Source organism: Curtobacterium sp. PhB130, assembly GCF_003755165.1.
Taxonomy (GTDB): domain Bacteria; phylum Actinomycetota; class Actinomycetes; order Actinomycetales; family Microbacteriaceae; genus Curtobacterium.
On sequence record NZ_RKII01000007.1, the window covers coordinates 543599 to 564132 of the forward strand.

Annotated in this window: 21 protein-coding genes; 7 read left to right on the plus strand and 14 right to left on the minus strand. The window is 73.2% G+C overall.

The features are described from left to right. Positions 1 to 29: 29 nt before the first annotated feature. The 4 genes from EDF24_RS08375 to EDF24_RS08390 are packed head-to-tail and all read right to left on the minus strand — an operon-like array spanning position 30 to position 3014. Positions 30 to 440: a DUF1810 domain-containing protein gene (locus EDF24_RS08375; RefSeq protein ID WP_123702205.1), complete on the minus strand. Its 411-nt coding sequence runs from the start codon at positions 438 to 440 to the stop codon at positions 30 to 32. Beyond that, on the minus strand, positions 437 to 1234 hold the full coding sequence (locus EDF24_RS08380) for a YqjF family protein (RefSeq protein ID WP_123655582.1): 798 nt from the start codon (positions 1232 to 1234) through the stop codon (positions 437 to 439). Before EDF24_RS08380 ends, EDF24_RS08375 begins: the two co-directional genes overlap by 4 nt. Continuing rightward, entirely contained in the window at positions 1231 to 1632 is a 402-nt protein-coding gene (locus EDF24_RS08385; protein WP_123655581.1) for a hypothetical protein, read from the minus strand. Before EDF24_RS08385 ends, EDF24_RS08380 begins: the two co-directional genes overlap by 4 nt. A gap of 35 nt (positions 1633 to 1667) precedes the next feature. Further along, entirely contained in the window at positions 1668 to 3014 is a 1347-nt protein-coding gene (locus tag EDF24_RS08390; protein ID WP_123702626.1) for a phosphopantothenate--cysteine ligase family flavoprotein, read from the minus strand. 66 nt (positions 3015 to 3080) lie between these two features. Here EDF24_RS08390 and EDF24_RS08395 point away from each other — a divergent pair, with 66 nt between their 5' ends. Next, positions 3081 to 3872, plus strand: coding sequence for an NRDE family protein (locus EDF24_RS08395; RefSeq protein WP_123702207.1), 792 nt, complete (start codon positions 3081 to 3083; stop codon positions 3870 to 3872). 250 nt (positions 3873 to 4122) lie between these two features. Here EDF24_RS08395 and EDF24_RS08400 read toward each other — a convergent pair whose 3' ends face one another. Continuing rightward, a complete protein-coding gene (locus EDF24_RS08400; RefSeq protein ID WP_123655578.1) occupies positions 4123 to 5031 on the minus strand; it encodes an SDR family oxidoreductase in 909 nt (302 codons plus the stop codon). Positions 5032 to 5099: 68 nt separating this feature from the next. On the opposite strand from EDF24_RS08400, the gene EDF24_RS08405 reads away from it, so the two are divergent. The 3 genes from EDF24_RS08405 to EDF24_RS08420 all read left to right on the plus strand — a co-directional run bounded on the left by EDF24_RS08405 (position 5100) and on the right by EDF24_RS08420 (position 7983). Next, positions 5100 to 6209, plus strand: a complete 1110-nt coding sequence (locus tag EDF24_RS08405; protein ID WP_123702209.1) for an LLM class flavin-dependent oxidoreductase — start codon at positions 5100 to 5102, stop codon at positions 6207 to 6209. A 343-nt stretch (positions 6210 to 6552) separates the two neighbouring features. Further along, entirely contained in the window at positions 6553 to 7176 is a 624-nt protein-coding gene (locus EDF24_RS08415; protein WP_123702211.1) for a hypothetical protein, read from the plus strand. Positions 7177 to 7491: 315 nt separating this feature from the next. Beyond that, entirely contained in the window at positions 7492 to 7983 is a 492-nt protein-coding gene (locus EDF24_RS08420; RefSeq protein ID WP_185021609.1) for a pyridoxamine 5'-phosphate oxidase family protein, read from the plus strand. A gap of 156 nt (positions 7984 to 8139) precedes the next feature. On the opposite strand, the gene EDF24_RS08425 is transcribed toward EDF24_RS08420, so the two are convergent. Further along, the gene (locus tag EDF24_RS08425) at positions 8140 to 9378 is read right to left on the minus strand and encodes a hypothetical protein (RefSeq protein ID WP_123702215.1); all 1239 of its coding nucleotides are present in this window, start codon (positions 9376 to 9378) and stop codon (positions 8140 to 8142) included. A gap of 166 nt (positions 9379 to 9544) precedes the next feature. Here EDF24_RS08425 and EDF24_RS08430 point away from each other — a divergent pair, with 166 nt between their 5' ends. Further along, positions 9545 to 9928: a RidA family protein gene (locus tag EDF24_RS08430; protein WP_123655573.1), complete on the plus strand. Its 384-nt coding sequence runs from the start codon at positions 9545 to 9547 to the stop codon at positions 9926 to 9928. Positions 9929 to 9989: 61 nt separating this feature from the next. On the opposite strand, the gene EDF24_RS08435 is transcribed toward EDF24_RS08430, so the two are convergent. From EDF24_RS08435 to EDF24_RS18880, 5 genes are read right to left on the minus strand one after another with little or no spacing between them, the layout of a single operon-like run. Then, on the minus strand, positions 9990 to 11588 hold the full coding sequence (locus EDF24_RS08435; RefSeq protein WP_148070856.1) for an amidohydrolase family protein: 1599 nt from the start codon (positions 11586 to 11588) through the stop codon (positions 9990 to 9992). Further along, on the minus strand, positions 11585 to 12265 hold the full coding sequence (locus tag EDF24_RS08440) for a bifunctional 4-hydroxy-2-oxoglutarate aldolase/2-dehydro-3-deoxy-phosphogluconate aldolase (protein WP_123655571.1): 681 nt from the start codon (positions 12263 to 12265) through the stop codon (positions 11585 to 11587). The genes EDF24_RS08435 and EDF24_RS08440 overlap by 4 nt, the downstream gene beginning before the upstream one ends. After that, positions 12262 to 13227: a sugar kinase gene (locus EDF24_RS08445; protein WP_123702219.1), complete on the minus strand. Its 966-nt coding sequence runs from the start codon at positions 13225 to 13227 to the stop codon at positions 12262 to 12264. The genes EDF24_RS08440 and EDF24_RS08445 overlap by 4 nt, the downstream gene beginning before the upstream one ends. Next, positions 13224 to 14051, minus strand: coding sequence for an IclR family transcriptional regulator (locus EDF24_RS08450; RefSeq protein ID WP_123655569.1), 828 nt, complete (start codon positions 14049 to 14051; stop codon positions 13224 to 13226). Before EDF24_RS08450 ends, EDF24_RS08445 begins: the two co-directional genes overlap by 4 nt. Next, on the minus strand, positions 14051 to 15253 hold the full coding sequence (locus EDF24_RS18880; RefSeq protein ID WP_185021610.1) for an alanine racemase: 1203 nt from the start codon (positions 15251 to 15253) through the stop codon (positions 14051 to 14053). The genes EDF24_RS08450 and EDF24_RS18880 overlap by 1 nt, the downstream gene beginning before the upstream one ends. 121 nt (positions 15254 to 15374) lie before the next feature. Here EDF24_RS18880 and EDF24_RS18885 point away from each other — a divergent pair, with 121 nt between their 5' ends. Continuing rightward, positions 15375 to 16781: an MFS transporter gene (locus EDF24_RS18885; RefSeq protein WP_132047907.1), complete on the plus strand. Its 1407-nt coding sequence runs from the start codon at positions 15375 to 15377 to the stop codon at positions 16779 to 16781. Between the two features lie 132 nt (positions 16782 to 16913). After that, complete coding sequence (locus tag EDF24_RS08460) at positions 16914 to 17690, plus strand: endonuclease/exonuclease/phosphatase family protein (RefSeq protein ID WP_123655566.1); 777 nt, start codon at positions 16914 to 16916, stop codon at positions 17688 to 17690. 144 nt (positions 17691 to 17834) lie between these two features. Here the strand turns inward: EDF24_RS08460 and EDF24_RS08465 are convergent, their stop codons facing one another. Genes EDF24_RS08465 through EDF24_RS08475 form a run of 3 tightly spaced genes read right to left on the minus strand, consistent with a single transcriptional unit; the run spans position 17835 to position 20514 of the window. Next, positions 17835 to 18506 (minus strand): methionine ABC transporter permease, encoded by a 672-nt coding sequence (locus EDF24_RS08465; protein ID WP_243698244.1) that lies wholly within the window; start codon positions 18504 to 18506, stop codon positions 17835 to 17837. Next, positions 18503 to 19564, minus strand: coding sequence for a methionine ABC transporter ATP-binding protein (locus EDF24_RS08470; protein WP_123702224.1), 1062 nt, complete (start codon positions 19562 to 19564; stop codon positions 18503 to 18505). Before EDF24_RS08470 ends, EDF24_RS08465 begins: the two co-directional genes overlap by 4 nt. Next, positions 19564 to 20514: a MetQ/NlpA family ABC transporter substrate-binding protein gene (locus EDF24_RS08475; RefSeq protein WP_123702226.1), complete on the minus strand. Its 951-nt coding sequence runs from the start codon at positions 20512 to 20514 to the stop codon at positions 19564 to 19566. The genes EDF24_RS08470 and EDF24_RS08475 overlap by 1 nt, the downstream gene beginning before the upstream one ends. Between the last annotated feature and the right edge of the window lie 20 nt (positions 20515 to 20534).

Consider the following 20534-nt stretch of genomic DNA (forward strand, 5'->3'; position numbering starts at 1 on the left):
CCTGATATGCGAACGGCGTTCCGGTCGGCTCAGCGTGTGTCGTGTTCCGCTCCGGGCCACCATCGGTCGAGCACCGCGCGGAAGGGCTCGGGACGGTCGGCGACGGCCGCGAACAGGGTCATCGACGACCGGAGCTTCAGTGCGTCGACGCCGCCCATGAGCGCATCGGCGGAACGAGCCGGAGCGGTCGCAGCGCCCTCCGCGACCTCGACCAGGCGCGGGCCGAGCACCGGGTGGGCGAGGTAGGCGCGCGCCTCGTCGTCGCTGCGGATCGCGTACCGCTCGGACATCGCGCTGCGGCCGAGCCCGGCGCGCTGCGGGAAGACGAACCACATCCAGTGCGAGGTCTTCCGGCCACGGCGCAGCTCCGCGAGTGCGACCTCGTGAACCCCGTCCTGCGCGCGGACGAACCGCCCGAGGTCGAAGGGATCCGCGCTCACGACACGACCTCGCCCCACGCGTAGCGGACCGTCGTGCCGTCGAGGACCAGGAGCGAGTCCGGCTGCCGGTCGAGCAGCCCCGGCATCCCGACGGCGTCCGGCAGGTCCCCGCCGAGCCGCTCGAGCCGGGCGCTCCTGAGGGTCAACGGGTCGTGCTGCCGCTGCCAGAACACCGTCTGCGTCAGGTACCGCGCGTGGATGCCCGCACGGGTGGTGAGCTCGACCGCGAGCGATGAGTCGTCGACCTCGCCGGCCACGACACGGACGGATGCGGCGTGGCGGGGTGGCACCGGGCCTCCGTCCCGGGTGGACCGCGAGCGGCGGGACGACCGCACCACGGCAGCCGGACCCAGCCCGCCCCGGTGCCGGACCGAGCGGTACGTCAGCACGTCCCCACGGCGCTTCGCCCGCGCGTGCGAGAACGTGTACGGCACGCCGAGCAGCGCGTGCGCCGCGACGATCGCCGGCACGTTCCCGGTGTCGACCGTGCGGTACACGACCCCGTGCCGGCCGGCGTCGTCGACGGTCAGGATCTCGATCGTGACCTCGGTCATCGTGCCGAGCCGGCCGGACGGCGGGAACGGCGGGACCCGCGTCTCCCGGAAGACGTAGGCGGACAGCCCGGCCCACGCACTGCCGTCGACGACGTCGGGACGGGTGCCCCGCGGCACGAGCGGCGCGAGCGACTCCGGGTCGTGCCGCCAGTGCGCGAAGACCACGTCGTCCCACGCGTGCACGGTCACGGGGCGGTGCCGGAGCGGCACGGCCGCCCGGTCCCGCGCGGTCGGGGTCATCCCCGGGGTGCGTGCCGACCGACGCGCAGGGCCCACGCGACGAGCGGCGCCTGCAGGGGGAGGCGCAGCACCGAGACGATGCGCATCGCGCGGCTCGAGCGGGGACTGTCGAGCAGGTCGCGCGCCATCTTGAGGTTCGCCGGGAACACCGCGACGAACAGGGCCGCCGCTGCCATCCCGGCCGCACGGCGGGTGGCGGGGATGACCAGGCCGGTCGCGATGCCGAGCTCGGCGACGCCGGACGCCAGGGTCGTCACGCGTGGGGGCAGGCCCGCCGGGACGATGCGGTCGTAGCCGCGCGGACGGAGGAAGTGTGTGACGCCGGCGCCGCCGAGGATGACGGCGAGCACGCCGGCCGTCCTGGTGGCGCGTCTGGCGCGTTCGGAGCGTCGTCCCATGCGGTCCATCGTGGCCCGGGCGCCGGTGGCGGCTCTCAGGTCAGGGCGGTCGCGACCAGGTCCAGGAGCACGGTCGCCACCTCGGCCTTGGTGCCCGACGCCTCGCGCACCACCTCGCCGCCGGGGACGAGCACCTCGATGGCGTTCTCCTCGCGCTCGAACCCCTCGGACCAGCCGACGCGGTTCACCACGAGCAGGTCGGCCGGCTTCCGGGCGATCTTGGCGCGGCCGAGTTCGATCCGGGCGTCACGGTCCGGCTCGGTCTCCGCAGCGAACCCGACGATGACCTGCCCCGTGCGACGGGCGGCCACGAGGTCCGCGAGGACGTCCGGGTTCCGCACGAGCTCGAGCGTCATCCGCTCGCCCTGCGCGTCCTTCTTGAGCTTCTCGCCGAGCACCTCAGCTGGACGGTAGTCGGCCACCGCGGCGGTCATCACGACGACGTCGGCCTCGGCTGCTGCGGCGTGCACGGCCTCGGCGAGTTCGAGCGCGGAGCCGACGGGCACCACGCGGACGTCGAGGTCCGCCGTGAGGCCGCCGTCCACGTTCGCGGCGACGAGGGTCACGTCGGCACCGCGGGCTGCGGCCGCTGCGGCGATCGCGATGCCCTGGCGGCCGCTCGAGCGGTTCCCGACGAAGCGCACCGGGTCGAAGGGCTCGCGGGTGCCGCCGGCGCTGACGACCACGCGGACGCCGTCGAGGTCGCCCTGCTCCCCGCGGGCGCCGATGCCGGCAGGGCTGCCGGTTCCGGCTGCTCCGGCTTCTCGTGTGGTTCCGGCTGCACCGGCCTGGAGGCTCGGCTCGACCCCGGCGGATCGGCCCGCGCCCGTCGTGCGGTCCAGCACCGACAGGGCGGCAGCCACGATCGCGTCGGGTTCCGACATCCGCCCGATCCCGGCGTCGTCGCCGGTGAGCGCGCCGACCTCGGGTCCGACGAACGCGACGCCGCGGGACCGCAGCGTCGCGACGTTCGCCCGGGTCGCGGGGTGCTCCCACATCTGCGGGTGCATGGCCGGCGCGACGAGGACCGGGGCCTCGGTCGCCAGGAGCGTCGTGCCGAGCAGGTCTCCGGCGAGGCCGGCGGCCATCCGGGCGAGCGAGTCGGCGGTGGCGGGGGCGACGACGACGAGGTCCGCCCGACGGCCGAGCGACACGTGCCGGACCTCGGCGACCTCCTCGAAGACGCTGGTGGTGACGGGGTTCCGGCTGAGCGCCTCGAGCGTCGGCAGCCCGACGAACTGCAACGCACCCTCGGTCGGGACGACGTGCACGTCGTGGCCGGCCTTCACGAACTCGCGGACGACCTGCACGGCCTTGTAGGCCGCGATGCCTCCGGTGATGCCGACGACGATGGTCCTGCGCGCTGCGGGTGCTCCGTTCACGCCCGCCACGCTACCCGGGCGGGGGCTCGCGTCGCGCGGTCAGCGCACCGTGCGAGGATCGACGCCATGTGCACCGTCGTCGTCCGCGTCGAACCCGGTTCGGCGTGGCCCGTCACCATGCTCGCGATGCGGGACGAGTCACCGACCCGCCCCTGGGACCCGCCCGCCGCCTGGTGGCCCGACCGTGACCCGGCACTCCGGGGCGTCCGCGACCGCGAGGCCGGCGGCGCCTGGCTCGCCGCCTCCGACGAGGGCGGGCTCGCCGTGGTCCTGAACCGCTGGGAGGACGTCCCCTCCGCCGACGGCAGCTGGACGACCAGGGGCGTGCTGCCCCTCGACGCCGTCGCGGACGAGCGCCTGCCCGGCCACGACGGCACCCTGCCGACGACGCGTGCGTTCAACCTCGTCCGCGCGACGGCGTCCGGCGGCTCGGTCGTGACCTGGGACGGCGCCGAGGTCCGGACCGTCGAGCTCGGCCCCGGCGTGCACATGATCACGCACGGCGAGCCGGACGACCCGGCGGCGCCGCGCATCGGTCGCTGGCTCGAGCCCTTCCGTGCCGTGGCGGCGCCGAGCGGGCCGCCGGACCTCGCCCCCTTCGACGAACTCCGTGCCGCCGACGCCGGGACGGACCCGGGTGACGGCTGGAGCCCCTGGTTCGGGCTGCTCGCCGAGTCCGCGGCGCTGCCCTCGGACGACCCGGACGCGATCCTCCGCGACGCCGTCGAGCCCGAGGGGCACTTCGCGACGCTCTCGATCGTGGCCGCCGCGGTCGGGCCGGGCCGCACGGTCCTGCAGCACGCGCGTCTCGCGGACCCGGGCGACATCGACGGCAGCGTCGAGCTCCACCGCGCCTGACGCGCGGGCGCGCCGCGCCGCCGCGCGCGCCGCGCCGCCGCGCGCGCCGCGCGCCGTCCCCGTACGACACCCTCGCTGTCGTACGACAGCGAGGCTGTCGTCGCGTGCGGGCGCAACCGTCACCAACGCGAACGAACGACACCGCGGATGTCGTACGACAGCGAGGTTGTCAATCCGAGTCACGCCGCAGCGCGCCGCCCGGCCGCCGCCCGCGCCGCACGTGCCCCGCGCCCCGCGCTCCGCGCCCACGTCAGGCGGGCAGGTGCGTCCCCGTGAGGTCCTCCGCGACCGCCCACAGGCTCCGCGCCAGGTCCGCACTCCGCGCCGACCGCGGGATCGAGGCCGTGGTCGCCGGCCCGACGATGCCGAACGGACCCGACGGCCCGTAGTAGGCGCCGCCGGTGGCGTTCGGCCCGACCGCCGCGTACAGGATCGGCTCGCTGCCCTGCGCGACGTCCTGCGTGAAGGGCCACGCCCGCTGGCGCGACGCGACGGGCTTCGACCGGCCGAGCGAGCGCCCCGCCGACTGCAGGTTCGTGCGCGTGTAGCCGGGGTGCGCCGCGGTGGAGACGAGCGGCCAGTCGACCTCGACGGAGAGCGTGTGCAGGTGCAGCGCGAGGAGCAGGTCCGCGAGCTTCGACTGCGCGTACGCCCGCCACGGGGAGTACCCGCGCGTCCACTGGAGGTCGTCGAACCGGATCCGTCCGGGGACGGCCGCGATGCTCGACATCGTCGCCACCCGCGGTGCCGAGGCCTTGAGCAGTGCGGGCATCAGCAGGTTCGTCAGGGCGAACGGGCCGAGGTAGTTCGTGCCGAACTGCAGCTCGAACCCGTCGACGGTCTCGAAGCGCTCGGGCGGCGCCATCACGCCGGCGTTGTTGACGAGCACGTCGAGGGGCCGGTCGTCGGCCAGGATGCCCGCGGCGAACCGCCGGACACTCGACAGGTCGGCGAGGTCGAGCTCGCGGACCTCGACGTCGGCGTGCGGGTGCGCCTGGCGGATCGCGGCTGCGGCGTCCTCGCCCTTCGACGGCGTGCGCACCGCGATGACGACGGATGCTCCGGCTTCGGCGAGGCGGGTCGCGGTCTCCTTGCCGGTGCCGCTGTTCGCTCCGGTGACGACGATGCGGCGTCCGGTCTGGTCGGGGATCTTCGGCATGCGCGAGACCGTACACGCGGGCCCTGACTGTGCTAGATTCATGCAAACGCATTCACTTGGAGGTCGCCATGAGCAACGCATTCGGCACCGGTCGTCCGTCGGACGTCCCGCCGCCCGCTCCCGACCGCGTCGGGCCGGTCCAGCTCGGCCTCGACACCTTCGGTGACGTCACCGACCGGCTCGACGGCTCGACACACACCCACGCGGAGAGCATCCGGAACGTCATCGACGAAGCCGTCCTCGCCGACCAGGCCGGCATCGACTTCATCGGCATCGGCGAGCACCACCGCGTCGACTACGCCGTCAGCGCGCCCGAGGTCGTCCTCGCCGCGATCGCCGCACGCACGGAGCGCATCCGGATGGGCTCCGCCGTCACGGTGCTCTCCTCGGACGACCCGGTCCGCGTCTACGAGCGCTTCGCCACGGTCGACGCGATCTCCAACGGCCGCGCGGAGGTCATCCTCGGCCGCGGCTCCTTCACCGAGTCGTTCCCGCTGTTCGGCTACGACCTGTCCGACTACGAGGTCCTGTTCGAGGAGAAGCTGCAGCTCTGGGCTGCCCTCCGCGGCGGCGACCCGGTCACGTGGAGCGGCACGAAGCGCGCGTCGCTGACCGACCAGGACGTCTTCCCGAAGCTCGAGCACGGCCCCATCCCGACGTGGATCGGCGTCGGGGGCTCGCCCCAGTCCGTGATCCGTGCGGCGTCCTACGGCATGCCGCTGTTCCTCGCGATCATCGGCGGGCAGCCCGCGCAGTTCGCGCCGTTCTCCCGGCTCTACCGCCAGGCGCTGACGCAGCTCGACCTGCCGCAGCAGCCGATCGCGATGCACTCGCCCGGGTTCGTCGCCGCCACCGACGAGGAAGCGGCGGAGCGCTACTGGCCGTTCCACAAGGACGTCACCGACCGGCTCGGCCGGGAGCGCGGCTGGCCGCCCCTCGACCTCGCGCAGTACCAGGCCGGGCTCTCCGCCGGCGGGTCGCTGTACGTCGGCTCGCCCGAGACCGTCGCGCGGAAGATCGCGCGCAACATGCGGATCCTCGGGGTCACCCGGTTCGATTTGCGGTACGCCACCGGACGGCTGCCGCACGAGGACATGATGCGCTCGATCGAGCTCTACGGCACCGCGGTCGCGCCGCGGGTCCGCGAGCTCCTGGCCGAGCCGGTCCCCGTCCCGTAGTCGGCTCGCGTCGCAGGGCTGGCGCCGTTCGGCTGGCGCCGCACGGCTGGCGCCGTTCGGCTGGCGCCGCACGGCTGGCGCCGTTCGGCTGGCGCCGCACGGCTGGCGCCGTTCGGCTGGCGCCGCATGGCTGGTGCCGTTCGGCGCGGCACAACCAAAAGCAGTTCGCACCACGGGATTCCGTGGTGCGAACTGCTTTTCGTTGTGCGGCGGTCCGGGGCGGCGGCGGCCCGGTGGCGGGCGGCGCGGCGGCGGTCCGACACGGTTCGGGTCGCGCGCGGCCGGGAGGCTCGGGTCGCGCCCGCCACGCGGCCTCACGGGAGCGCCGCGTACCGTCTCCCGCATGCCGTCGCGCCCCAGCACCGTCGAACGTCGTTTCCGTGGTCGGATCATGGGCGTCGGCACGACCTCGGGCGTGCGGCTCGTCGTCGGGATGTGGGAACGCTCCCCGTTCGGCGCGTTCACGGACGTCTTCGTGGAGCTGCCCGACGGCTCGAGCGTGCTGCTCGCCCCGGACGAGATCGTCGCCGCGTACGTCTCCGGCACCTACCGCTTCGACGCGGTCGACGTCGTCCCGGTCACCGCCCGCCGCACCGCGGCCGGGCTCGAGCTCGACGCCGGCCAGCTCCGCGCGACGATCGACGTCGGCGCGATCTCGCCGCTCGGCCGGGTGCTCCGCATCGTCCCGAAGCGCGTCGCCCGTGACCCGAGGTGGCTCAGCGCGATCGACCCGATCGCCCGGCTCGTCGCGCCCGGTGCCGGCACCGCGGGCTCGGCGGGCGGCGGGCGTCGCGAGTACTACGGCGTGACCGGGGCGCACGACGTGACCGGCGTGCGGGGCACCTGGGCGGGGGAGTCCCTCGGGTCCCTGGCGCCGCTCGACCCGCCCGTGCGGTTCGGCTTCGCGTCGATGCCGCGCATCCCGCAGGTCGTCGACGTCGAGACGACCATCCACGAGCCCGCCTGACCCGCGCGGATCCCGCGCGGCCGCCCTCGACGCGCGCGCCTGCCGTGTCGAGCGCGCGCGCCGGACCGGCACCGGGCCTCCCGGTCGCCGCGCAGCGGGACCACGCCGCCGAAGCGACACTCCTCGTGGTCCGCACACCCGACCACTGTCGCTCTCCGGGACGAGACGGCGAGCCGGCCGCAGGACCGGATGCCGGACGAGACGCGCTGCGCCGGACGCGCCCAGGTCCGAGGGGCAGACTGGCCGGAACGGTACGGCCCCGGGTCCGCCCGGCAACGTCGCGGTGGGTCGGGGCGCACGATGCGAAGGAGCACCATGACCGACACGCAGGCGGACCAGCGCGCCGCCATCTCCGACATCGTCCACGGGGCCCACACGGCCCTCCTGACCACGGTCAGCGAGGACGGCTCCCTGCACGCACGTCCCCTCGCGGTGCAGGACAAGACCTTCCACGGCACCCTGCGGTTCCTCGTGCAGGACGGCAGCGAGAAGGTCGACGACATCGCCAGGAACCCGCACGTCAACGTCGCGATCGAGTCGCAGGGCGGGTACCTGTCCATCGCCGGCACCGCGACCGTGACGAAGGACGACTCCGTGATCGACGAGCTGTGGTCGCCGTTCGCGGAGGCATGGTTCCCGGACGGCCGCGACGACCCGTCGATCCGGCTCCTCACGGTCGAGGGGGAGTCGGTCGAGTACTGGACCCAGGACACCGGCCCCGTCGGGAGCCTCGTGCAGACGATGAAGGCCGCCCTCGGCAAGGAGACGCAGCCTGACGTCGGCTCGCACGGCACCGTCGAGCTCTAGCGAGACGCGCGTCGCGAGACGCCGCCGGCTCCGCGAGACGCCGCCGTCTGCGGCGGCGTCTGGCCCGGTGAGCGGCGTCTCGCCCGAGTGCGCGGGGCGCCCGAGTGCGCGGGGCGCCCGAGTGCGCGGAGCGCCCGAATGCGCGGAGCGCCCGGGTCAGGGCGGGCCGAGCAGCCAGAGCACGGCGACGAGCACCGGCTGTCCGGCGAGCGCGCATGTGACGAGCGTCCACCGCATCCAGGGCTTCGCGACGAGCTCGGGTGACCCGAACAGCGGCGCGAGCGGCATCAGCAGCCGCGGGGTGGACGCCATCGGCAGCGACACCGCGAAGACGTAGAGCGCGTACGCCCCGGAGAAGACGAGCGTCGTGGACCCGAGCTTCCGGGTCGACCGGCGCAGCAGCCAGATCGGGTACCCGATCAGCAGCCCGACGACGATGAGCACGCCGCTGACGCCGAGCCACTTCGCGGTGGTCAGGAACCACGGCGTCAGCGGCACGAAGTCCACGCGGCCGATGAAGTTCACCCACCAGGACATCTCGGTCGCCAGGTACGCATCGGAGCGCCCGGTGACGTGCGACGCGATCACGGGCCACGCGAGTCCCGCGACGACCATCACGACGCCGGACGCCACGACGCGGGCCTGCTCGCGGAGCGGGAACCCGTCGAGCACCCGCGAGTTGCCGCGGCGCAACTGGACCCAGCGCACCAGGGCGACGACCCCGAGCGTCAGCGGCAGCGCGAGCGCGCCCGGCCGGGTGAACGCCGCGGCGACCCCGAGCGCGGTGAGCAGCCCGTACCGCCGGTGCTCGAGCGCCAGGAGCGCCCCGAACACGAGCGCCAGGAACATGCTCTCCGCGTACCCGACCTGCAGCAGGAACGACAGCGGCCCGCACGTGAAGAAGAAGACGGCCCACATCGCCGCGGTGTTGCCGGCGCCTTCGCGGACCAGCCGGTGCAGCAGGAACGCGGCGACGAGGCCGGCGACGAGCGCGATCGCGGGTGCGGCGACCTCGAAGGTCATGCCGGTCCAGACGGTGACGAACCGGATCGTGAACGGGAACGCCGGCAGGAACGCCCACGCGTTCTGCGCCACGTGTCCCGCCGTGTCGAGGGGCAGCGTCGTCGGGTACCCGTGCAGGGAGATCTGCTCGTAGTACTGCCCGTCCCACGCGGTCAGGAAGCGCAGGAACCCGTGGTCGTTGGTCCAGATCGCGTTCTCCGGCAGCGCCCGCCCGGTCAGCGGGTACACCAATGCGAGCCAGAGCGTGGAGACCATGCGGCCGCCGAACCAGACGAGCACGACGGCGGCCCACGCGGGCAGGCTCGTGACCGAGTCGATCGCCCGGCGACGGCCGGACGCGATCGACTGCGTGAGGGTTCCGTCGGGCGGCACGCCACGACGATAGTCACGGTGGCTGGGTGACGCACACAGCGCGCCGGTCGGGAGGCACGACACACGTTGTGCAGTGCGGAAAACGGCCGTCCCGTGGTCGGTCCGCAGTGCCCCGCTCGCCCTAGCCTGGGACGACCCGCCCGCAACCCCACCGTGAGGAGCCACCGTGCCGAAGACCGCCATCGTGACCGAGAACGCCCCGAAGCCCGCCGGCCCCTACAGCCAGGGGATCGTCGCGAACGGCTTCCTCTACACCGCCGGCTTCGGCCCGCAGGACCCGGCCACCGGTGCGATCGCCGACGACGTCGCCGGGCAGACGGCCCAGGTGCTGGCCAACGTCGCCGCGGTCCTCGCCGAACACGGAGCGACGCTCGACGACGTCGTGAAGTCGACCGTGCACCTCGAGCACTCGGACCGTGACTTCGCGGCCTTCAACGAGGAGTACGCGAAGCACTTCACCGCGCCGTACCCGGTGCGCACCACCGTGCAGTCGCACCTGGCGAACATCCTCGTCGAGATCGACGTCGTCGCGGTGCTCCCGACCGCCTGAGCGGCCATCCGAGCTGCCCTCGGCGCGCTCGCTCGGCTGAGTGAAGGCTCAGCGCCCCCGGTCAGGACACTCTGCGGAGCCCCTGGCCGGGGGTCTCGTGCGTCAGGGCGCCGTCCCGCAGCACGGGGACACCCGCGACGAGGACGTCGTCGATCCCCTCCGCGAGCTGCATCGGGTGGGCGTACGTCGACCGTGCGGCCACGCGCTCCGGATCGACCACGACGAGGTCCGCGACCGCCCCGGCCGTCACCGTCCCCCGCGTGCCGAGTCGATGGCGCTCGACCGCCGTCGTGGCGAGGTGCCGGGCGACCTCGGCCCAGCCCAGGCGGCCCGGGACCGCGTACTCCTCGAGGTACCGCGCGAACGTGCCGTACGCCCGGGGGTGCGGGTGCGTGCCGACGAAGATCCCGTCCGAGCCCGCCGTGTGCCCGGGCAGCCGGAAGAGCGGGGTGAGCTCGTCGGAGGTCCGCGGGTCTGGCACCCGCATCACGACGGTGACCTGGAGCGCCGAGTCGACGAGGACGTCGAGCGCGAGGTCGACCGGGTCCGTGCCGGTCAGCTCGGCCGCTTCGGCGAGGGTGCGGCCCTGCAGCGCGTGGAACTCCGGCGCCGGCACGTGCGAGAGCGTGATCTGCTCCGCCCACCCCGTGCCGAGGTCCGCGCGTCCGAGCACCCGGTCGAGCACGGCGCCGCGGACCCGGGCACGGCCGTCCTCGTCGGCGATGGCCGCCGCGAGGTCGGTGGTGCCCGGACGGGCGAGGTCGGCGGGCAGCAGCAGCATCGACAGGATCGTGCAGCCGCGGGAGTACGGGTACGCGTCGAACGACATCGGCGCTCCGGAACGCTCGAGGTCGGCGAGGGCCTCGACCGCGAGCTCGACGGGCGCATGCAGGTGCGACACGTGCGCGCGGACCCCCGTCGCGCGGACGATCTCCGCGATCTCGTCGAGGCCCGCCCGGGCGTTCGTCTCGTAGCCACCCCGCATGTGCGAGACGTACAGCGCGTCCGCATCGGCGACCTCGATGCAGAGCGCCGTGAGCTCCGCCGTGTCGGCGTACAGCCCGGGGACGTAGTCGAGCCCGGTCGCGAGCCCGACGGCACCCGCGTGGAGACCGTCGCGCACCATCGTGCGCATCGCACGGCGCTCCTGCGGCGTCACCGGACCGGGGTCGTCCCCGTGCACCTCGTGCCGGACGGTCCCGGCGGGGACGAGCGTCGCCACGTTCAGCGGCGTGGTGCCGTCGTACGTGGCGAGGAGTCCGGCGATGCCGCTGCCGTCGTAGCGGGGGTGGGGGCCGTCGATCGCGGCGAAGTACGTGTCGGCGAACGCACCACCACCCGGGGCCGGTCCGACGCCGTCCTGCCCGGTGACGATCGTGGTGACGCCCTGCCGCAGGAGCGCGAGCTGCACCTCGGGCTCGAACACGAGCGAGCCGGCGTGCGAGTGCGCGTCCACGAGGCCGGGGAGCACGAGGCGCTCGCCGCAGTCGACGACGGTGGCGCCCGGCGGTGCGGTGATGTCCGGCGCGACCCGGACGATGCGGTCGCCCTCGACGAGGACATCGGCCCGCTCGACGTCGTCGACGCCGGGAGCGACACCCGCGTCTGCGGCCGTGCCGACGACGCCGACGACGGAACCGCCGCGGAGCAGCACGGTCATCGGTGCACCGCGGCGACGAGTCGCTCGGCGCGGGCCCGGAGCGCGTCGAGGTCGCCGGAGGTCAGCGCGTCCCCGACCAGCGGCGACCCGAGCCCCACGGCGACGGCACCGGCGTCGAGGTAGTCGCAGGCGTCGTCCACCCCGATGCCGCCGGTCGGGATGACGTCGACGAAGTCCAGCGGTGCGAGCACCTGCTTGAGGAATGCGGGGCCGCCGAGCTGGGCTGCCGGGAAGACCTTCACGGCGCGGGCTCCGAGCTGCCAGGCGCGGACGATCTCGGTCGGCGTCGCCGCGCCCGGGTACCAGCCGAGGCCACGCTCGTGCGCGCGTTCCCCGATGGCCGCGTCGGTGTGGGGACTCACGGCGAAGGTGGCTCCGGCGGCGGCGGCCTCGTCGAGCTGCCGCGTGTCGAGCACGGTGCCGACGCCGATCGCCGCCGCCGTGCCGTACTCCGCGGTGCCCCACGCGATGCCCTCACGCCAGCGCGGGGTGTTCGTGGTGATCTCGATCGCCCGGACGCCGGCATCGACGAGGGTGCGGATGACGTCCTCGACGTGCTCGCCCGTCCCGCCGCGGAGGATCGCGATGGCCGGTCCGGCCTCGTGGCGGTGCCGCGCGGTCCCGGTGGTGGTGGTGGTCGTGGTGTCGGTCATCGTGTCGTTCTCCATCGTGCTCATCGGTCGACGCGGTCGTGGACGGCGTGGTCGATCCCGGTCACGTCGACCAGACCGAGCGCGGCGGGGTCCGGCCGGCGCCAGTCGCCGTCGACCGTGCAGGCGAGCGCGCCGGCGTCTGCGGCGCGGTCGAGCGTGGCGGTGGGGGAGGCCCCGGCGAGGTCCGCGGCGAGCCAGGCGGCGACGAACGCGTCCCCGGCGCCGACCGGGTCGATCACCGCGACCGGGCTGGCGTGCCGCCGGTACAGCACCCCGTCGATCGACGCGACGGCCCCGCGGGACCCGAGCTTCACGACCGCGCGGCCGTTCGCCAGCGCGGCGAGCTCGTGCGCCAGGGTTTCCTCGTCGTCGTCGCGCTCCGGACGCCCGAGGACCAGGCGTGCCTCGTCGTCGCCGGCGAAGACCACCGCGGCGTGGGCGGCGACGGCGCGGTAGTACGACCGGCCGGTGTCGTCGTCGACGAGCTTCGGGCGGTGGTTGACGTCGAACGACACCGGGACGCCGGCATCGGCGGCGCGGACGATCGCGGCGTGCACGGTCTCCCGCGCGGTGTCCGAGAGCGCGAGCGTGATGCCGGAGAGGTGCAGCAGCGCAGCGCGTTCGACGAGGCCGGAGGGCACGTCCGCCGGAGTCAGGGCAGCGCCCGCGGAACCCCGGCGGTGGTACGTGACCCGCGTGCGACCCCCGTCGAGTCGTTCCTTCATCATGATCCCGGTCGGGCGCTCCGGGTCGCGCACGGGGACGACCTCGACCCCCTCTGCCGCGACGTCGGCGAGGACGCGGTCCCCGGCGGGGTCGGCGCCGACCCGGCCGATCCAGGTCGCGTCGACACCGGCGCGGGCGAGGCCGATCGCGACGTTGCTCTCCGCGCCGCCGGTGTCCACGCCCATCGCGTCGAGGTCGGTGACGGCGCCGCGCCCGGCGAGCAGGAGCATCGTCTCGCCGAAGGTCAGGACGCCGGTCACCGGGCACCCCGGGCGAGGGCGAGCTGTGCCGAGGACGACCCGAGCGCGACCGAGATCTCGAGCGCGGTCCGGACGACGCCGCCCCCGAGGTCGCGGACGGCCGAGGCCTTGAACCGGGACGCGAGCCCGGAGATGCTCATCGCGCCGACGACCTGGTTCGCGTGGTCGAGCACGGGGGCCGCGACGCAGCGGATGTCCGGCTCGTTCTCGCGGTCGTCGATGCCGTACCCGCGTTCCCGCGTCCGGCCGATCTCCTGGCGCCAGCGGTCGTCGTCCGTGATCGAGTGCTCGGTCATCGCGGCGGCGGGGTGGGCGAGCACCCGGTCGAGCAGGTCCGGCTCGCCGAACGCCACCATCGCCTTGCCGGACGCGGTGTTGCGCATCGGCAGGCGGTTCCCGATCCGGGAACCCATCCGGACGGTGCCCCGGGTCTCGACCTTGTCGACGTAGACGATGTCGGTGCCGTCCGGGACGACGAGGTGGCACGTCAGCCCGGTCTGTTCGGCCGTGCGGCGGAGGAAGGGCGCGGCGGCGGCGCGGAGGTCGATCCCCTCGAGGTAGCTCTGCCCGAGCAGCAGCGACCCGAGGCCGAGCGTGAAGCCGGCGTCCGCGGTGCGGCGGAGCAGGTCGTTCTCGAGCATCGGGGCCGTCAGCCGCAGCACCGTCGACTTCGAGGTGCCGAGCGCGGTGCTCAGCGTCGTCAGGCTCACCGACGGGTCACCGTTCCGGGTGCGGTCGGCGACGAGGTCGAGGATCCGGAGGCCACGCCGGAGGGAGAGCGCGGCGTTCCGTGCGGGCAGCTCGGGTGCTTCGGCTGTCTGCATCAGAACCACGTCGCGATCGTCTCGAGCACGGTGTCGTCGTCGTCGACGACGTGCACCTGGCGCCACTTGTCGAAGACCGTGCACGGGTGCGAGATGCCGAACACGACGACGTCGCCGGGCGTCAGCGTGACCCCCGTCGCCAGCGCGAGGTAGCAGTGCTGGTCGTCGAGGCGGGTCACGGTGACCGCCCCGGGTGCCGGGACGCGCTGCGCGTCCCGAGCCGAGCCTCCGATCCGGATCTGCCGCACCACGGGGAGACCCTCGTCGAAGGAGATGTCGCGCTTGCCGACCGCGACGAGTGCCAGGCCGGGTTCCGGGCAGGACGTGACCCGCCCCCACACCTCGATCGCCGCGCGGAGCGAGCCCTCTGCCGGGTGTCGGTGGAACGGCGTACGTGCCTCGTAGAAGCCGTCGTCGTGGGTGAGGTACGCGCCGGACCGGAGCAGCACGTCGAGGTCGTCCGGTCGGGCTGCGACGGCGTCGGTGACGGCGTCGAACCAGGCGCTGCCGCCCATGCTGAGGAGTGCCCGGTCGCCGGTGACGAGGGGTCGGACGCTCGCGACGATCGCGAGGACGCCGTCGACGTACGCACGGGCCTCGTCCACGCCGGGCAGGCCGCCCTCGTAGCCGGAGACGCCGCGGACGGTCAGGCCCGCGTCGACGGCCCGCTGCGCGATGTCCGAAGCGGTTGCCGCGTCACGGACGCCGGTGCGCCCGCCGGGGAACCCGACCTCGACGAGTACGTGGAGCTGCCCGTCGACCGCCGCGGTCGCCGCTGCCGCTGCCGCCACGCCCGCCGCAGAGTCGACGTAGCAGAGCACGTCCGACGCGGGGTCGGCGGAGCGGCGGGACGCGAGCCAGGCGAGCCCTGCGGGGTCGAGGACCTCGTTCGCGACGAGGACGTGGTGGATGCCGTGCTCCCACGCGACCATCGCCTGCTGGACCGACGCGACCGTGACGCCCCACGCGCCGGCGTCGATCTGCCGCGCGGCGAGGTCCGGCGACATGTGCGTCTTCATGTGCGGGGCGAACAGGAGCCCGTGCCGCTCGACGTACGCCTGCATCACCGCGGTGTTGTTGACGAGCGCGGAGTCGCGGAGCGTCATCACGGGCAGGTGCGCGGCGTCGAGCACGTGGTGCGGGGTGCTGGCACCCGGGTCCCATGCGCCCTTGGTGCTGACGGTGGCGGGGATGGTCGGCATCGATCCTCCTTCGACGGGGTCCACGCTGCTGCACGGACGATCGTCCGGACAACGCTGTCCGTCCCACCGTTCCACATTGCAGAACAGCCCGCGCGCCGCTGGGCATAGCATTTGTGGTGACATGACGACGACGACATCGGCCAGACGACGGACGGGCAGCACGGCGGTGGCCGTGCTCGTGGCGGGCACCTTCTTCATGGAGCTGCTCGACGGCACCATCCTCGCCACCGCGGCCCCGGCGATGGGACGCGACCTCGGCGTCGACTCCGCGGCGATCGGCATCGCGATCACCGCGTACCTCGTGACGCTGGCGGTGTGCATCCCGGTGAGCGGGTGGCTGACCGACCGCATCGGGTCGCGGACGGTGTTCGTCGGCGCGATCGCGGTCTTCACCATCGCGTCCGGGCTCTGCGCCGCGTCGAACGGGCTGGTGGACCTGACGATCTGGCGCATCGTGCAGGGCATCGGCGGCGCGCTGATGGTCCCCGTCGGGCGGCTCGTCGTGCTCCGGAGCGCCGGCAAGGACCAGCTCGTCACCGCGATCGCGATCCTGACCTGGCCGGCACTCGCCGCGCCGATCATCGCGCCGTTCATCGGCGGCGTCCTCGTCGACACCCTGACGTGGCACTGGATCTTCCTGGTGAACATCCCGCTCGGCGTGATCGCCCTGGTCGCGGCGCTCGTGCTCGTCCCCCAGGAGCGGGCACCGCAGCGCGTGCCGTTCGACTGGCGCGGTTCACTGCTCGCCTGCTTCGGGCTCGGCGCGCTCGTGGTGATGGCGTCGCTCCTCGCACTCGACACCGTGCCCGTCGTCGCCGCGGTCGTCGCGGGCGTCGTCGGGGCGGTCTGCACCTGGCTCGCGATCCGGCACTTCCGGCGGGCACCGCACCCGATCATGGGACTCGACGCGTTCCGCCTCGAGACCTTCCGGGTGTCGCACGCCGGCGGGAGCCTGTTCCGGCTCGCCGTCTCCGCCGTGCCGTTCGTGCTGCCGCTGCTCTTCCAGGACGCCTGGGGGTGGACCGCGCTCGAAGCCGGGTCCGCCGTGCTCTGGGTCTTCGTCGGCAACCTCGGCATCAAGCCCGCGACGACGCCGTTCCTCCGCTGGTTCGGGTACCGCCCCGTCATCATCGTGTCGTCCGCCGTCGCCGCGGCCACGGTCGTCGCGATGGCGTTCCTCACCCCGGCGACGCCGTTCTGGGTCCTCGCCGTGCTGCTCGTCGTCAGCGGTGCCGCACGCTCGGTCGGCTTCACGGCGTACAACACCATCGCGTTCGCGGACGTCGAGCAGGCCGACATGACCCCGGCGAACACCCTGTCCTCGACGCTGCAGCAGACCGCCGCCGGGTTCGGGGTCGCCGTCGCCGCGGTCGTCATCCGCGCAGCCGCTGGGCTCGGAGGTTCGGGGCCGTACGCGGTCGCGTTCTGGGTGATCGCGGTGCTGCTCGTCGTCGCCTGTGTCGAGGGGATCGTCATGAGCCGGACCGCCGGGGACACCATCCGCCCGGTCCGGCGGGTGCGAGCGTGAACGTTCGTGTCCCTGTCACGCGCCGGAAATCCGGCAGGCGCTACAGTCTCAGCAACTGCTTGCGGACGCCGAGTACCGTTGCCGCGGCAGACTGAGCGGGACGCAGGGACCCGGCTCCGGAAGGAAGGCAGCATGCCCGTGCCAGACCAACAGGGGACCATCCCGATGGACACCGACGTCCAACCCACCACCATCCGCGTCGTCAGCTACAACCTGCGGGAACACGCCGCGAACGGTGAGCTCGCCGCCCTCGCCGAGGCATCGGACGCCGACGTCCTGTGCGTCCAGGAGTGCGACAGCAACGACCTCGCGCCCGCCGTCGGGGGCCTGACCCTCGCCGCGTCGACCAAGGCGAACCGTCTCGGCCTCGCGATCTACAAGCGCGACGATCGCTTCGAGGTGCAGGACTTCAGCATCCACTCGCTGCAGAAGTCCCTGCACGACCGGGTGCTCGCGCCCGCGCACGAACGCCTCATCGCGATGCACCTGCACGACAAGCAGGCCGCGACCGACGTGATCGTGGCGTCGTTCCACGCCTCACCGCTGACGGCGACGAACTCACTGCGGCGCAAGCAGATCGAGGCGGCGCACCAGTTCGTGCGGGACCTGTCGAGCGAGGCTCCGGCGATCATGGTCGGCGACTTCAACTACCCGTGGTTCCAGACGAACCTGCGCCGGAAGATCGAGTCGCACGGCTTCGCGCTCTCGCTCTCCGACCAGCCGACGTACCTGCGGTACCGCAAGTTCACCGGGCACTTCGACTTCGCGACGAGCGTCGGGCTGCACATCGCCGGCGTGGAGACCCTGCCGGCGGGCATCTCGGACCACCGTCCGATCCTGGTGCGGGCGCACTACGAGGCGCCGGGCGCCGCGGCCGCCGACAGCGTCGCCGCCGACAGCGCGGCCTGACGCGTCCGCGCGCCGCGCGTCCGCCCGCGCCGCGCGCCGCGCGCGCCGCGCGGGCGCGCCCGCGCCCCGCGCCCGACGCGCGAGATCGCACTTCGTGTCGCCTCGCTCGAGGGCGGGCGACACGAAGTGCGATCTCGGCAGGGGTCAGCGGCGGAGCGTCGCGCGCGCCAAGCGGTTGCCGATGAACTGCCCGAGCTGCACGATGACGACGATCGCCGCCACCGAGACGTACACGATCCACCAGTCGTAGCGCTGCGACCCGTAGGTGATGGCGTACTCGCCGAGGCCACCGCCACCGACGAGTGCACCCTGCGCGGTCATGTCCACGATGCCGATGAAGATGAACGTGTACCCGAGGATGAGCGGCCCGAGCCCCTCCGGGATGAGCACCGTCAGCAGGATCGAGACCGGGTGCGCTCCCGATGCCCGCGCGGCCTCGACCACGCCGGGGTCCACCGCCAGCAGGTTCTGCTCCACGATGCGGGCGACCGCGAACGCCGCCGCCAGCGAGATCGCGAACGTCACCGCGGGGACGCCGATCGTCGTCTGCACCACCACGCGCGAGAGCGGGGCGATCGCGGCGAGGAAGATCACGAACGGGATCGGGCGGACGATGTTCACGAGCAGGTTGATGACCGTGTACGCGGTGCGGCTGCCGAGCAGGTTGCCCGGACGCGTCGCGTACAGCGCCAGGCCGAGCGCCAGACCGATGAGCCCGGCGATGACCAGGGACACCAGCGACATCACGATCGTGTCGCGCACCGAGGACAGGAAGACGTCGAACGTGTCGATCACGCTCTGGAAGGAGTTGTTCACGCGCCTGCCTCCTCGTCGGTCGTGACGCCGCCGGAGCGGAGCGCCGCCACGGCGTCGTCGATGGCGGAACCAGAACCAGAACCAGCACCAGCACCGGGCCCGGTCAACTCGTACGTCAGCGACCCGATCCGGCGCTCCCGGATCTCGCCCACCCCGCCGTACACGAGCTCGGCGGTGACCCCGGCGGACCGGAACACCGCGTCGATGCGGTTCTGCAACCGGGCCTCGTCGGTGATCTGCACGGTGACGAGCCGCCCCGGGTGCCGCTCCCGCAGCCGCGCGAGCGTCTCGGGGGAGGGCCGGTCGTGCAGCGCGGTGCGGACGAAGCGCTTCGTCGCGGCGTTGGCCGGCGTGGAGAACACGTCGTAGACGTCCCCGACCTCGACCACGCGGCCCTGCTCCATGACGGCGACGCGGTCCGCGATCTGCCGGACGGCGTCCATCTCGTGCGTGATGACGATGATCGTCACACCGAGCTCCCGGTTCACGCGGCGGAGGAGCGCGAGCACCTCGGACGTGGTCTCCGGGTCGAGGGCGCTCGTGGCCTCGTCGGCGAGCAGCAGTTCGGGGTTCGAGGCGAGCGCCCGGGCGATGCCGACGCGCTGCTTCTGGCCGCCGGAGAGCTGCTCCGGGTACGCGTACGCCCGGTCGAGCAGTCCGACGAAGTCGAGCAGCTCGGCGACACGGCGGTCCCGTTCTTCCTTCCCGACACCGGCGACCTTGAGCGGGTACGCCACGTTGCCGGCGATGGTGCGGGAGCGGAACAGGTTGAACTGCTGGAAGATCATCCCGATGCGGCGACGCGCCAGACGGCGATCCCGCTCGGGGATCGCCGTCAGCTCCTGGCCCGCGACCGTGACGGTGCCCGAGGTGGGCAGTTCGAGGGCGTTGACCAGGCGGACCAGGGTGGACTTGCCGGCACCGGAGTAGCCGATGACGCCGAGGACCTCACCCTGCTCGACGTCGAGGGACACGTCCTCGACGGCGACCACGGTCTCGCCGGTGTCGGCGCGGCGGTAGCTCTTGGAGACGCCGCGGAGTTCGACGAGGGCAGCCACTACTCCGTTGCCGCCTTCGCGTCCTTCTCGACCGCCGCGAGTTCCTTCTGCAGGGTCGCAGCGCTCTCGTCGCTCGGCACGGCGTCCGGGTAGTCCTTCGCGAAGACCTTCTGCACGGCGTCGTCCTGGAACAGCTTCGCCAGTTCGAGGTAGGTCTTGTTCGTCTTGTCGGCGTCACGCACCGCGAACACGTTCACGTACGGGGCGGCCGATGCGCTCTTCGGGTCGTCCTGGAAGATCGCGTCCTTGGTGTCGAGCCCGGCCGAGGTGGCGTAGTTCACGTTGACGATCGCGCCCTCGACGGAACCCTGCTGCAGCGCGTTCGCGGTCTGCGAGGCGTCGAGCGTCTGCACGTCGACCTTGTGCGAGGTGATGTCGGCGACGGTCGAGAACGCGTTGCCGCCGTCCTTGAGCGTCACCAGGTCAGCGGCCTGCAGGACCAGGAGCGCCCGCGCCTCGTTGATGGCGTCGTTCGGGATCGCGACCTTGGCGCCGTTGCTGAAGTCCGCGACGTCCGAGACCTTGGTGGAGTACAGCGGCAGCGGGTAGACGGCCGTCGCACCGATCGGCTGCAGGTCGTCGTCCGAGGTGACGTTGTAGTTCGCCAGGTACTGGATGTGCTGGAACTGGTTGATGTCGATCTGCTTGTCCTTGAGCGCAGGGTTCGGCAGCGAGTAGTCCGAGAAGTTCTGCAGCTTCACCGTGACGTTGAGCTGCGACTTCGCGAGCTTCACGTACGTGTCCCAGTACGGCAGCGACTTGTCCGAGACACCGATCGTGACCGTCTTCGGCGCGTTGCCCGAGGACGCGGCGCTCGAGTCGTCGCCACCGGAGCGGACGGCGACCGCGACGACGGCGATGATGATGGCGACGACGACGATCGCCGCGGCGACGATCCAGCCGATCGGGCGCTTGCGCTTCGGCTTGTCGGGCAGTGCGGGTGCGGTCATGGGGTGCTCCTCGTGGGGCG